Here is a 12,858-nt window from a genome sequence, read left to right as displayed (position 1 = left end):
GGTTAGTACAGCGCGGCAAACACCTTGCGCCGGTAAGCGGTCACCAGCGGGTGATCGTTGCCCAGCAGTTCGAACACTTGCAGCAAGGTCTTGTGCGGCAGACCTTCGCCGTAGCTGCGGTTGCGGATGAACAGCTTGAGCAGTGCGTCCAGCGCCGCTTCGTATTGCTGGCGGGCCAGTTGCTGGATCGCCAGTTGATACACCGCTTCATCGTCCTGCGGGTTTTGCGCCAGACGGCTCTTCAGGTCGGCGGGGTCCGGCAGGTCACGGGCCAGGCCGAGGAACTTGATCTGCGCCTTGGCACCGGCGAGTGCAGCCTTGTGTTCGTCGCTCTTGACCGCGTCGAGCACGGTTTGCGCTTCGCCCAGCTCACCGCGTTCGGTCAGGCAACGAGCGTAAAGAATCAGCGCCTTGGCGTTGGTATTGTCCTCGCCCAACAGCACGACCAGCTTTGCTTCCGCGTCGGCGTAACGGCCCTCGTCAAACAGTGCCTGAGCCTGTTCGAACGGATCGGCGGCGGACGGCGCCGGCATCTGCACATGGGGTTCGAGCAGGGCGCGCACGGCGGATTCCGGTTGCGCTCCGGCAAAGCCGTCTACCGGTTGACCGTCCTTGAACAGCACCACAGTCGGCAGGCTGCGGATGCCGAAACGGGCGACGATGTCCTGCTCGATATCGCAATTGACTTTGGCCAGCAGTAACTCGCCCTGATAGCTCTCGGCGATCCCTTGCAGCATCGGCATCAGCGCCTTGCACGGCGCGCACCATTCGGCCCAGAAATCCACCAGCACCGGTTTTTGAAAGGAAGCCTCGATCACCGACTGGTCGAAGTCGGCCGTCGTGGCGTCGAAGATGTACGGCGTTTGCTGACTCATGGGGTATCTCGTAAAAGCGTGAATGGGGCAACTATACGGTCAGGCGCGGGCCGCGTGGTAGAGGCTGACATGGCGAAACTCTTCCGGTTCGGCCAGATCCGGCAGGGTCATGGCTTCCAGCATTTCGATGCGCCGGTACAACGGATGACGGAAATCCCGAACCCGCGAATCCGCCACCAGCGCTTCGCGGCCACGGCTCAGGAAGGCGTCGAGCAGCGGCAGGTTTTCCCGGTCGTAGAGAACGTCGGCCACCAGGATCAGATCGTAGCGATCGGCCTCGGCGAAGAAATCCGTGGAATAGCTCATCTGCACATCATTGAGTTCGGCATTCGCCCGACAGGCGGCAATCGCCAGCGGGTCGAGGTCGCAGGCCACCACTTCCAGCGCCCCGGCTTTCACCGCTGCGATGCCGGCGATTCCGGAACCGGCGCCGAAATCCAGCACCCGTTTGCCCCGGACCCACTCGGGGAATTGCGCGAGATAGCGCGCCACCGCCAGACCGCTGGCCCAGCAGAAACTCCAGTAGGGCGGTTCATGCAGGATGCGTTGGGTTTCTTCCTGGCTGAATTCGCGGGCCATGTTGTCGCCATCGATCAGCCACAGCTGCAAATCGGTGTCCGGCAACGTACAGGCTTTCAGTCGAGCGTCGCCGAGCAACTCGCCCAGCGACTGTTGCAGGTCTGACGGGGCATTCATGGGGCTTTGACAAATTGCAGCTGGCCCAACGCCTGGGTGGTTGGCTGAGTGATGGTCTGCGACGGCAGGTGCAGGATCAACTGGCCGGACTGGCTGGCGCGGCCGCGCAATTCAACCCGCGCGCCAACCGGGAAGGATTCGGGGTTGAAGCGCAAGTGAAACGGCAGAATCTGGTTGTTGCCGATCAGGCTGGAACTGGCGAGCAATTGTTGCGGGCGATCCTTTTCGTCGATCACCAGCAGCGCCAGTTCGACTTCGGCGCCGGCCGGCACGCCTTGCAGGGTGCCGCTCAGTTCGCGCTGATAGGCCGGCAGCGGGCCGAGGTCGGCGGCTTCCCGGGCTTTTTTCTGCGCCTGTTGCGGCGCCGGGCCCGGCGTAGGCGGCTGAGGCTTGGGCGCGTCGCTGCCACAGGCCACCAGCAGGCTGAAAACACTGAGCAAAACGAGCGGTCGTAGGGACATTGGTGGCTCCAGCAAAATGAAATCCATGGATCAATCGATCATGGCAGTCTGTATACCGCAAAGCCTATGGCTTGTCTTGCCACCGGGATGCGCTACCATGGCCCTCCCTTTTTTTGTTGCCAGCCACCATGCACTGTCCCTTCTGCGGTGCCAACGACACCAAGGTCATCGACTCGCGTCTGGTCGCCGAGGGCGAACAGGTGCGCCGCCGGCGTGAATGCCTGGCCTGCGGCGAACGTTTCACGACGTTCGAGACGGCCGAACTGGTGTTACCGCGCCTGATCAAAACCGACGGCAGCCGCCAACCGTTCGACGAAGAAAAACTCCGCGCCGGCATGCAACGCGCCCTGGAGAAACGTCCGGTGAGCGTCGAGCGCCTTGAATCCTCGCTGGTCCATATCAAGCACAAGCTGCGCGCCACCGGCGAGCGCGAGGTCAAATCCCTCGTGGTCGGCGAACTGGTGATGGCCGAGCTGCAAAAGCTCGATGAAGTCGCCTACATCCGTTTCGCTTCCGTGTACCGCCGCTTCCAGGACCTCAACGAGTTCCGCGAAGAGATCGACCGCCTCGCCCGTGAGCCGGTGAAAGAATGACCACCGCCGCCGAGCAGGCCATTCTCGACGCTCACTTCATGGCCCGGGCCCTGGAGCTGGCGCGCAAGGGGCATTACACGACTCACCCCAATCCACGGGTCGGCTGCGTGATCGTGCGCGACGGGCAGATTGTCGGCGAAGGCTGGCATGAGCGCGCCGGCGAATCCCACGCCGAAGTCCACGCCCTGCGCGCCGCCGGTGAACTGGCCCGGGGCGCCACGGCTTACGTCACCCTCGAACCTTGCAGCCACCACGGCCGTACGCCGCCGTGCGCCGATGCGCTGGTGAATGCCGGTATTGGCCGGGTGGTTGCGGCGATGCGTGATCCGAATCCTCAAGTCGCCGGACGCGGCCTGCAGCGCTTGACCGATGCCGGCATCGCCACCGAAAGCGGTGTGCTGGAAGCTGAGGCGCGCAAGCTCAATCAAGGTTTTCTGAAGCGCATGGAACACGGCTTGCCGTTCGTGCGGGTCAAGTTGGCCATGAGCCTCGATGGCCGTACAGCGATGGAAAGCGGTGAGAGCCAATGGATCACCGGCCCTGCCGCGCGTTCGGCGGTGCAGCGTCTGCGCGCCCAAGCCAGCGTGGTGCTGACCGGCGCCGACACGGTGCTGGCCGATGGTGCACGCCTGACCGTTCGCGGCGATGAGCTGGGGCTGGATGCCGAACAAACCGCGCTGGCCCTGAGCCGTCCGCCGCTGCGGGTGTTGATCGATGGTCGTCTGCGGGTGCCGCTGGATGCGCCGTTCTTCAAGGCCGGCCCGGCGCTGGTCGCCACCTGCGTGGCCATCGAAGAACAGTACGCCCACGGTCCGGAATGCCTGATCGTGCCGGGCGATGACGGTCAGGTCGATCTGCATCAACTGCTGATCGAACTGGCCAACCGTGGCGTCAACGAAGTGCTGGTCGAGGCCGGTCCGCGACTGGCCGGCGCATTTGCCCAGCTTGGTCTGGTCGACGAGTTCGTGATCTTCATTGCCGGCAAGTTCCTCGGCTCCACGGCGCGTCCGCTTCTGGACTGGCCGCTGGCCTGTATGAAGGATGCGCCGGAGCTGAAAATCACTGAAATTCGCGCGGTTGGCGATGACTGGCGAGTCACTGCCATCCCTGTCCCATCGGCGAGCGTATAATTCCCGGCCATCGCGTTAGCGCTGGCTTCGTTCTCAAGGAGAACCCCATGTTTACCGGCATCATCGAATCCATCGGCAGTATCCGCGCACTGACCCCAAAGGGCGGTGATGTGCGGGTGCATGTCGAAACCGGCAAGCTCGACCTGAGCGACGTCAAACTCGGCGACAGCATCGCGGTCAACGGCGTGTGCCTGACCGCGGTTGAACTGCCGGGCAACGGCTTCGCCGCCGACGTCAGTCGCGAAACCCTCGACTGCACCGCCATGAATGACCTGAAAAGCGGCAGCCCGGTCAACCTGGAAAAAGCCCTGACCCCGACCACCCGTCTCGGCGGTCATCTGGTCAGCGGTCACGTCGACGGTGTCGGCGAAGTGGTTTCGCGCAGCGACAATGCCCGCGCCGTTGAATTTCGCATCCGCGCGCCGAAAGAGCTGGCCAAGTACATCGCCCATAAAGGCTCTATCACCGTCGACGGCACCAGCCTGACCGTGAACGCGGTCGATGGCGCCGAATTCCTGCTGACGATCATTCCGCACACCCTGAGCGAAACCATCATGGCGTCCTACAAGCCAGGTCGCCGGGTGAACCTGGAAGTCGACCTGCTGGCGCGTTATCTGGAGCGTCTGCTGTTGGGCGACAAGGCTTCAGAGCCAACGTCCGGCGGCATCACTGAAAGCTTTCTGGCCGCCAACGGCTACCTCAAATCCTGACTGAAGGGGGTGCCTTGTGGCGCTCAATAGCATCGAAGAACTGGTTGAAGACATCCGCCAAGGCAAGATGGTCATTCTCATGGATGACGAAGACCGCGAGAACGAAGGCGACCTGATCATGGCCGCCGAATGCTGCAAGGCCGAGCACATCAACTTCATGGCCAAATACGCCCGTGGCCTGATCTGCATGCCGATGAGCCGCGAGCGCTGCGAAACCCTGAAGCTGCCGCTGATGGCTCCGCGCAACGGTTCCGGTTTCGGCACCAAGTTCACCGTCTCGATCGAAGCGGCCGAAGGCGTGACCACCGGCATTTCCGCCGCTGACCGTGCGCGCACCGTGCAAGCGGCCGCCGCGAAAGACGCCAAGGCCGAAGACATCGTCAGCCCGGGCCACATTTTTCCGCTGATGGCCCAGGCCGGTGGCACCCTGGCGCGCGCTGGCCACACCGAAGCCGCCTGCGACCTGGCGCGCATGGCCGGTTTCGAGCCGAGCGGCGTGATCTGCGAAGTGATGAACGATGACGGCACCATGTCCCGTCGCGCCGAGCTGGAAGCCTTCGCCGCTGAACACAACATCAAGATCGGTACCATCGCCGACCTGATTCACTACCGGATGATCCACGAACGTACCGTTCAGCGGATTGCCGAGCAGCCGCTGGACAGCGAACTGGGCCAATTCAACCTGGTGACCTATCGTGACTCCGTGGAAGGCGACGTGCACATGGCACTCACCCTGGGCACCGTTTGCGCCGAAGAACCGACCCTGGTTCGCGTGCACAACATGGACCCGCTGCGCGACCTGCTGATGGTCAAGCAACCGGGCCGCTGGAGCCTGCGCGCCGCCATGGCCGCGGTTGCCGAGGCCGGCAGCGGTGTGGTGCTGTTGCTCGGTCACCCACTGGATGGCGATGTGTTGCTGGCGCACATCCGCGAAACCGGCGATCAGGCCGCACCGAAAAAACCGACCACCTACAGCATTGTCGGTGCCGGTTCGCAGATCCTGCGTGACCTCGGTGTGCGCAAAATGCGCTTGATGTCGGCACCGATGAAGTTCAATGCGATATCCGGTTTCGATCTGGAAGTTGTAGAATACGTGCCCTCCGAATAATGACCGGTTGTTTCCGGCCCTGTATTCGCGGCAAATAAATCACTGAGGGACGCGAAACAGACGCGTCCCGGCTCTTTAAGAGATCTGACGAATGACCCTGAAGACCATCGAAGGTACCTTCATCGCCCCTAAAGGCCGCTACGCTTTGGTAGTGGGCCGCTTCAACAGCTTCGTGGTTGAAAGCCTGGTCAGCGGTGCAGTTGATGCCCTGGTTCGCCACGGCGTGAGCGAAAGCGACATCACCATCATCCGCGCACCTGGCGCCTTCGAAATCCCGCTGGTTGCGCAGAAAGTCGCCCAGAAAGGCGAGTTCGCAGCAATCATCGCCCTGGGCGCGGTCATTCGTGGCGGTACTCCGCACTTCGAATACGTGGCGGGCGAGTGCACCAAGGGCCTGGCCCAGGTGTCCATGGAATTCGGCGTACCGGTCGCTTTCGGCGTCCTGACCGTTGATTCCATCGAGCAAGCCATCGAACGTTCCGGCACCAAGGCCGGCAACAAAGGTGCTGAAGCTGCCCTGTCCGCTCTGGAAATGGTCAGCCTGCTGGCGCAGTTGGAGGCCAAGTGATTAGCGACGAAAGCGATCGTTTCAACCCGCGCGATCCGAAACCTGCGGATGCCGGCAAGCCATCGAAAAGCGCCAAGCGCCGCGAAGCCCGTCAGCTCGCGACCCAGGCCCTGTATCAGTGGCACATGGCTCGGCAGTCGTTGAACGAGATCGAAGCGCAGTTCCGGGTCGATAACGATTTCACCGATGTCGACGGGGCTTACTTCCGCGAAATCCTCCACGGGGTTCCGCAGTTCAAGACTGAAATCGACACCGCGCTCACGCCTTGCCTGGACCTGGCGATCGAAGAGCTGGACCCGGTTGAACTGGCGGTTCTGCGCCTGTCCACCTGGGAACTGCTCAAGCGCGTCGACGTGCCGTACCGCGTTGTGATCAACGAAGGTATCGAGCTGGCCAAGGTGTTCGGTTCGACCGACGGCCACAAGTTCGTCAACGGCGTGCTCGACAAGCTGGCTCCGCGCCTGCGTGAAGCTGAAGTGAAGGCGTTCAAGCGCTGATCGGCGCTTGAATACTTTTTCTCAGCCATGGGCGAGTTTGAGCTGATCCGCAATTTCTTCGCCGCCGCGCCTTGTGCGCAGGGCGGCGAAGGCGTTGCACTGGGGATCGGTGACGACTGCGCCTTGCTGGCGGTCCCTTCCGGGGAACAGCTGGCGGTTTCCACCGATACGCTGGTGGCCGGTGTGCATTTCGCCGACCCCTGCGATCCGTTTCTGCTCGGTCAGCGCTCGCTGGCCGTGGCGGTCAGCGACCTCGCTGCCATGGGCGCCACGCCCGTCGCCTTTACCCTTGCCCTGACTCTGCCGACGGTGACTGCCGATTGGCTGCAAGCCTATGCCCGCGGTTTGAACCGCATGGCGCAGGGCTGCGGCGTGGCACTGGTGGGCGGCGACACGACGCGCGGGCCGTTGAGCCTGACCGTCACCGTGTTCGGCCGTGTCCCGGCTGGCAAAGCGCTGACCCGCAGCGGCGCGCAGCCGGGCGATCTGCTGTGTGTCGGCGGTGAGCTGGGCAATGCCGCCGGGGCCTTGCCGCTGGTGCTGGGTCAGCGAGACGCCGAACCTCACATCGCCCAGCCGCTGCTTGATCATTACTGGTCGCCGCAACCGCAACTCGCTCTCGGTCAGGCCCTGCGTGGCAAGGCCACTTCGGCGCTGGACATCTCCGATGGGCTGCTCGCCGATTGCGGTCACATCGCATTGGCCTCGAAGGTCCGCCTCGAAGTCGAGCGCGAGCGCGTTCCGTTGTCGGAGGCGCTGGTGGCGTTTCTCGGTCAGCGCGGCGCCGAACGTGCGGCGTTGAGCGGTGGCGATGACTACGTGCTGGCCTTCACCCTGCCGGCCGTCGAGTTGCCGGCGCTGCTCGCCGATGGCTGGTCGATCCATGTGATCGGTCGTGTGACGCAGGGCCAGGGCGTGGTGCTGCTGGATCGCGACGGGCACGACATCACCCCGCAAATCAGGGGTTATCAACATTTTCAGGAGTCACCGTGACAGATCACCCGAAACAGGTTCCGGCCGAATTCGTTCCGCCGTCGGTCTGGCGCAATCCCTGGCATTTCCTCGCGTTCGGTTTCGGCTCGGGCACCTTGCCCAAGGCGCCGGGCACTTGGGGCTCGTTAGTTGCGCTACCCTTTATTCCGTTGTGGCAAATGCTGCCGGACTGGGGTTACTGGCTGATGCTCGGGATCACCATGCTGTTCGGCTTCTGGCTGTGCGGCAAAGTGGCGGACGATCTGCGGGTGCACGACCACGAAGGCATCGTCTGGGACGAAATGGTCGGGATGTGGATCACCCTGTGGCTGGTGCCGGAAGGCTGGTACTGGTTGCTCGCCGGGTTCCTGGTGTTCCGCTTCTTCGACATTCTCAAGCCGTGGCCGATCCGCTGGATCGACCGGCATGTTCACGGCGGCGTCGGCATCATGCTCGACGACGTGCTGGCCGGCGTGTTTGCCTGGCTGGCGATGCAGGGACTGGTGTGGATTTTCGCCTGATTTCCAGGCGTGGATGAGGGGCACAGGGATGACTCGACGCTGGTTGGCGATAGTGGTTTTGACCTTGCTTGGCGCCGTGGCCCAGGCACAGGACGCACCGCCGTCGGTCATTCACCTGGCCAGTGAAGATTGGGAAGACTACACCGCCGCCGACGGCCATGGCCTGGCCTGGGATGTGTTGCGCAAAGTCTTCGAGCCGGCCGGTGTGACCCTGGATATTCGCACCGTGCCCTACACGCGCTCGGTCGGGCTGGTGCAGTTGAAGGAAGCCGACGCACTGGTCGGTTCCTATCGCGGCGAAGCCGAGCAGGTGCTGTACCCGAAATGGAATTTCGATTCCGACCACATCTACGCGCTCGGCCTGGCCAGCAATCCGCCGCCAACCCAGGCAACGCTGGGCAAGTACCGACTGGCCTGGGTGCGCGGCTATCGCTACGAAACCTATCTGCCGAACGTCAAACGCTTCAACCAGATCGAGCGCCGCACCGGGATCCTGTCGATGCTCAAGCAGGGGCGGGCGGATTACTACATCGATGCGCTGACGGAAATCGAAGCGGTGCTGCGAAACGCCGCCGATCCTTCGCCATACCGTTATTCGCATCTGGCCGAGTTGCCGCTGTACCTCGGCTTCGCCGACACCCCGCAAGGCCGGGCGCTGATGTCGATCTACGACCAGCGCATGGAGCAACTGGTGAAAAGCGGCGAGTTGAAGCCGATCTTCGAGCGCTGGAAGCAGCCGTATCCGTTCGAGTAAAGGCGATAGCGACGAGCCTGTCATCAAACTTTTTGATAGTTATCCCCGATAATTCAGCCTAAGCGCCTCTGGGAACCTGCTGTTACAATGCCGCCCAGCGAATCTCGGACTTTTCAGATCAGGAGCACACCGGTGCCTGTCGTTTTTGTCGCCGCTTCCAAGCTGCCAACGCCTTTTGCGCAATTCACCATGCACGGTTTTCTCGACGAAGCCACCGGCCGCGAGCACGTCGTGCTGAGCCTGGGCGAGATTGCCGACGGTGCCCCGGTACTCGGCCGTCTGCACTCCGAATGCCTGACCGGCGATGCCTTGTTCAGCCAGCGTTGCGACTGCGGTTCGCAACTCGAAGGCGCCCTCAAGGCCATCGCTCGCGAAGGCCGTGGCGTGTTGCTGTACCTGCGTCAGGAAGGGCGCGGCATCGGTCTTTTGAACAAGATCCGTGCCTACGAATTGCAGGACGGCGGCGCCGACACCGTTGAAGCCAACGAGCGTCTGGGCTTTGCCGCCGACCAGCGTGACTACGCCATGTGCCTGCCGATGCTTGAGCATCTGGGCGTCAAATCCCTGCGTCTGATGACCAACAACCCGCGCAAGGTCAAAGCCTTGACCGACATGGGCATCGTCGTCGCCGAGCGCGTGCCGCTGCACACCGGCCACAATCCGCACAACAAACTCTATCTGGCGACCAAGGCCAGCAAGCTCGACCACATGATGGGCAACGAGCATCAGGGCGAGGTAGACCGGGCGTGACCCGCGGGCAAGTGCGGCGCCGTCTGTCGATCGCCTGGTGGAAATACCTGGCACTGGCGCTGTTGCCGCTGTTCGTGATCAACGGAGTGTTCGGCCAGGGCGAGGCGATTCTGCCGGTCTTGGCGATGCCTTTGTTTATCGCTGGCGTGGCGTCGATGTTTGTCAGCCTGAAGTTTTTCGGGCGCTACAAACATGCGCTGATCGCCACGCAAAAAGCCCTCGATACCCCTGAAGAACCCGCTGCCTGGATCGCCCTGGCGGCCTGCCTTCGCAGTGCATTCGTGGTCGCGGCGCTGCCGGCATGGATCGGCGCGCTGGCGGTGTTCGTCGGCCTTGAAGCGGTGCCGCTGATGTTGCTGGCGCTGTCCACGGCGGTGCTGTTCTACCTCTACCGTATCCCGCGTCAACTCGCTTGATGCGGCGTCTCTGGCTGGCGGTTCTGCTGTTGGCCGTCAGCGGTGAAACGCTGGCCGCCCTGCGGGTGGTCAGCCTCGCGCCATCCCTGTCTGAAATCGTGGTTGAACTGGATTCGGCCGATCTGCTGGTCGGCGTGCTGGATGCCGGTGAGCGTCCTTCCGCGATCAAGGACGTGCCTTCGGTGGGCCGTTACGGCCAGCTCGACATGGAACGGCTGCTCAGCCTCAAACCTGACTTGTTGCTGCTATGGCCCGGCAGTGTTGGCCCGGCCCAGCGGGATCAGCTCAAGCGTCTGAACATCCCGACGTTCGTTGCCGAGCCTCACAGTCTCGAACAGCTGACTGCGCAGATTGAGGGCATCGCGATACAGCTCGGTCGTCCTGAGCGTGGGATCGCGCGGGCCAGCGAGTTGCGGCAAAAACTCGATAAGCTGCGCCAGCGCTACCGCCGCGAAGTACCGCTGCGGGTGTTCTACCAGGTCTGGGACAAGCCGCTGTACACCGTCGGTGGCGGGCAGATCATCAGCGATGCGCTTGAAGTGTGTGGCGCACGCAATGTGTTCGCCGACCTGAGCCTGCCAGCGCCACAGGTGAGCATCGAAGCGGTTTTACAGCGTGATCCCGAAGTGATTCTGGCTGGCGATCAGCCGCAACTGGATGCGTGGAACGCCTGGCCACAGGTGACAGCGGTCAAGCACGGGCAGTTGCTGCTGGTCACCGACAAAGGCCTTGAGCGTCCGAGCGGGCAGATGATCGAGGCGACTGCCAAGCTCTGCCAGCTGATTGCGCCAGATCGTTAGAGCTGCGGCGTCCAGGTCACGCCGAACAAGAACGCGCGACCTTCCTCGCGATATCCATACTGACTGCCGTCATGGCTGTACAGCGCCCGGCTGTAACCCTTGTCCAGCAGGTTATCGACCTTGAAATCCAGTTTGATCTCACGGTTCAGCGCCCAACTGCTGCGCAGTCCGAGCAGTGCATAACCGCCCAATGGCTGCTGATTGTTCAGATCGTCATAACTGCTGCTGACGGCCTGCCAACTGGCGCCGAGGCCGAGGCGATCGAACTGTCGATCCAGATCCCAGCTCAATGTCCGCCGTGCTCGACGTGCCAACGTGTGGCCGGTGTCGCGGTCGCGGGGATCGATGATCGCCACGCCGAGGTTGCTCTGCCAGCCGAACAGCTCCTGTTTCAGCGCTGCTTCGAAGCCGTTGATTCGCGCCGAGGCGACGTTTTCCGGGCGTGAGTTGCTGCCGAAGATGATCGCGTCTTCCAGATCGGTCCGGTACAGCGAGGCTTCGAGGCGAGTGCTGTCGCTCAACTGGCTGCGCCATTGCAGCTCGTAGCTTTTCGAGGTTTCCGGTTTCAGGTCGGGGTTGCTGAAGTCCGGGTAATACAGATCGTTGAAGGTCGGCGCGCGGAAGCCTTCGCTGTAGCTGAGCAGCAGATCGTTGTCCGGGTTGACCGGCAATGTCAGCGTGCCGCTCCAGCTGTTCTGGCCGCCGAACTGCTGGTTGTCATCACGACGCAGGCCCAGTTCGGTGGAGAAACTGTCGGCCTGGAAGCGATGCTGGATGAACGCGGCGCGGTTCCAGCGGCTGTCTTCGTCGAACGCGGTGCTGCTGTTGACCCGGTCTTCGTACCAGTCGCCGCCAAGGATCAGGCTGTTGCGCGCATCGAGGGTCAGGTCGTTCTGCCAGGTCACCGAGTCGCGGTAGGTGTTAAACACCGAGCGTTCGTCGCTGAGCTTGTCGAAGGACTTCTCGCGGTTTTCGCTGTGGCCGAGTTCCAGGCGCGACTTCCAGCGCTCGTTGAGCCGAGCGTCGATGTAGCTGCTGAAACTGCTGACGGTGAAATCGCTGTAGGGCTGCTGCTGGAGGGAGTCGAAAGTCACCGGGTCGAAGCGGCCGAACGGGTTGTCGAACTCGCTTTTGCCACGGTTATCCAGCAGGTTGGCGCCGACTTCGATGTCATCGGTCAGCGCATGGCTGAGGCTCAGGCTGATGGATTTGTTGCGGTAGGCATCGTGATCGCTGTCGCTGGGATAGGACTCGTGGGTGCGGTCGATCCCGGCGGTTTCATCGAGACTGGCGCCGAGGTTGAAGCGGGTTTTCTCATCGCCGCCGGAGAGGCCGACACTGCGCTCCCAGGTCTGGTGGCTGCCGAAGCCCACATGCATCCGCGGCTGCAAGCCCTGTTCGCCGCCGCGCCGGGTGAAGATCTGAATTACCCCGCCAATCGCATCGCTGCCGTAAATCACCGAGCGTGAACCGCGCAGCACTTCCACGCGCTCGATCTGCTCGATGTTCAGGTGTTGCAGGTTGCTGTCGCCGGAGGTGGAGTTGCCGATGCGCTGGCCGTCGACCAGCACCAGGCTTTGCGCCGATTGCGTGCCACGAATGTAGATCCCCGGCAGACTGCCGCGCCCGCCGGTTTGCGCCACTTGCACGCCCGGCACCCGCTGCAGCAGGTCGGTGACGCTGCGCGGTTGCAGGCGTTCGATGTCTTCGCGGGTGAACACGGTGTTGGCGGCGCTGCTGTCGTTGCGCGCTTCGACCTGGCGGTTGGCGCTGATCAGCACGTCCGGCAGCTTCAGGGCCTGGTCGCGTTCGAAGGTGTCGGCGAGGGTGTTGGCGGATGGCAGCAGCAGGAGGGGCAGGGCGAGACGCGAGAGGTTCATCGGAGTCCGTTGGTACTTGAGGTGTTCACAAATCAAATGTGGGAGCGAGCCTGCTCGCGATTGCGGTGTGTCAATCGGCATTTAAGTGACTGACAGTGCGCTATCGCGAGCAGGCTCGCTCCCACAT

General features: G+C 62.8%; 16 protein-coding genes. 12 read left to right on the top strand and 4 right to left on the bottom strand.

Annotation, left to right across the window (positions count from 1 at the left end):
• Positions 1-2: 2 nt before the first annotated feature.
• Genes trxA through BMZ46_RS26765 form a run of 3 tightly spaced genes read right to left on the bottom strand, consistent with a single transcriptional unit; the run spans position 3 to position 2,032 of the window.
• A complete protein-coding gene (gene trxA, locus BMZ46_RS26775) occupies positions 3-875 on the bottom strand; it encodes a thioredoxin (RefSeq protein ID WP_039771930.1) in 873 nt (290 codons plus the stop codon).
• A gap of 39 nt (positions 876-914) precedes the next feature.
• The gene (locus tag BMZ46_RS26770; protein WP_074691634.1) at positions 915-1,571 is read right to left on the bottom strand and encodes a class I SAM-dependent methyltransferase; all 657 of its coding nucleotides are present in this window, start codon (positions 1,569-1,571) and stop codon (positions 915-917) included.
• Positions 1,568-2,032 (bottom strand): YbaY family lipoprotein, encoded by a 465-nt coding sequence (locus BMZ46_RS26765; protein WP_011336139.1) that lies wholly within the window; start codon positions 2,030-2,032, stop codon positions 1,568-1,570. Before BMZ46_RS26765 ends, BMZ46_RS26770 begins: the two co-directional genes overlap by 4 nt.
• 128 nt (positions 2,033-2,160) lie before the next feature.
• Between BMZ46_RS26765 and nrdR the strand changes: the two genes are divergently transcribed.
• The 12 genes from nrdR to BMZ46_RS26705 all read left to right on the top strand — a co-directional run bounded on the left by nrdR (position 2,161) and on the right by BMZ46_RS26705 (position 10,851).
• Positions 2,161-2,625 carry a transcriptional regulator NrdR gene (gene nrdR / locus BMZ46_RS26760; RefSeq protein WP_003228656.1) on the top strand — a complete coding sequence of 155 codons (465 nt, stop codon included), beginning with the start codon at positions 2,161-2,163 and terminating at the stop codon, positions 2,623-2,625.
• A complete protein-coding gene (gene ribD, locus BMZ46_RS26755; RefSeq protein WP_074691632.1) occupies positions 2,622-3,755 on the top strand; it encodes a bifunctional diaminohydroxyphosphoribosylaminopyrimidine deaminase/5-amino-6-(5-phosphoribosylamino)uracil reductase RibD in 1,134 nt (377 codons plus the stop codon). The genes nrdR and ribD overlap by 4 nt, the downstream gene beginning before the upstream one ends.
• Positions 3,756-3,802: 47 nt before the next feature.
• Positions 3,803-4,465 carry a riboflavin synthase gene (locus BMZ46_RS26750; RefSeq protein ID WP_039771924.1) on the top strand — a complete coding sequence of 221 codons (663 nt, stop codon included), beginning with the start codon at positions 3,803-3,805 and terminating at the stop codon, positions 4,463-4,465.
• 16 nt (positions 4,466-4,481) lie between these two features.
• Entirely contained in the window at positions 4,482-5,573 is a 1,092-nt protein-coding gene (gene ribBA / locus BMZ46_RS26745) for a bifunctional 3,4-dihydroxy-2-butanone-4-phosphate synthase/GTP cyclohydrolase II (RefSeq protein WP_039771922.1), read from the top strand.
• Positions 5,574-5,664: 91 nt separating this feature from the next.
• The gene (ribE, locus tag BMZ46_RS26740) at positions 5,665-6,141 is read left to right on the top strand and encodes a 6,7-dimethyl-8-ribityllumazine synthase (protein WP_003228649.1); all 477 of its coding nucleotides are present in this window, start codon (positions 5,665-5,667) and stop codon (positions 6,139-6,141) included.
• Positions 6,138-6,638, top strand: coding sequence for a transcription antitermination factor NusB (gene nusB, locus BMZ46_RS26735; protein WP_024014489.1), 501 nt, complete (start codon positions 6,138-6,140; stop codon positions 6,636-6,638). The genes ribE and nusB overlap by 4 nt, the downstream gene beginning before the upstream one ends.
• Positions 6,639-6,665: 27 nt before the next feature.
• Entirely contained in the window at positions 6,666-7,631 is a 966-nt protein-coding gene (gene thiL, locus BMZ46_RS26730) for a thiamine-phosphate kinase (RefSeq protein ID WP_074691630.1), read from the top strand.
• Entirely contained in the window at positions 7,628-8,131 is a 504-nt protein-coding gene (locus BMZ46_RS26725) for a phosphatidylglycerophosphatase A family protein (protein WP_007910933.1), read from the top strand. Before thiL ends, BMZ46_RS26725 begins: the two co-directional genes overlap by 4 nt.
• Positions 8,132-8,159: 28 nt before the next feature.
• On the top strand, positions 8,160-8,885 hold the full coding sequence (locus tag BMZ46_RS26720; RefSeq protein WP_074691628.1) for a substrate-binding periplasmic protein: 726 nt from the start codon (positions 8,160-8,162) through the stop codon (positions 8,883-8,885).
• A gap of 132 nt (positions 8,886-9,017) precedes the next feature.
• Positions 9,018-9,635, top strand: coding sequence for a GTP cyclohydrolase II (ribA, locus tag BMZ46_RS26715; protein WP_007955551.1), 618 nt, complete (start codon positions 9,018-9,020; stop codon positions 9,633-9,635).
• The gene (locus tag BMZ46_RS26710; protein WP_011336131.1) at positions 9,632-10,051 is read left to right on the top strand and encodes a hypothetical protein; all 420 of its coding nucleotides are present in this window, start codon (positions 9,632-9,634) and stop codon (positions 10,049-10,051) included. The genes ribA and BMZ46_RS26710 overlap by 4 nt, the downstream gene beginning before the upstream one ends.
• On the top strand, positions 10,051-10,851 hold the full coding sequence (locus BMZ46_RS26705) for a cobalamin-binding protein (RefSeq protein ID WP_074691627.1): 801 nt from the start codon (positions 10,051-10,053) through the stop codon (positions 10,849-10,851). The genes BMZ46_RS26710 and BMZ46_RS26705 overlap by 1 nt, the downstream gene beginning before the upstream one ends.
• Here the strand turns inward: BMZ46_RS26705 and BMZ46_RS26700 are convergent.
• Complete coding sequence (locus BMZ46_RS26700; protein WP_074691625.1) at positions 10,848-12,731, bottom strand: TonB-dependent receptor domain-containing protein; 1,884 nt, start codon at positions 12,729-12,731, stop codon at positions 10,848-10,850. The genes BMZ46_RS26705 and BMZ46_RS26700 overlap by 4 nt on opposite strands.
• Between the last annotated feature and the right edge of the window lie 127 nt (positions 12,732-12,858).

This window comes from Pseudomonas sp. NFIX49 (genome assembly GCF_900115915.1).
Taxonomy (GTDB): domain Bacteria; phylum Pseudomonadota; class Gammaproteobacteria; order Pseudomonadales; family Pseudomonadaceae; genus Aquipseudomonas; species Aquipseudomonas pharyngis.
The sequence above is the reverse complement of the archived record's forward strand: the minus strand, read 5'-3'. Positions and strand labels throughout refer to the sequence as shown.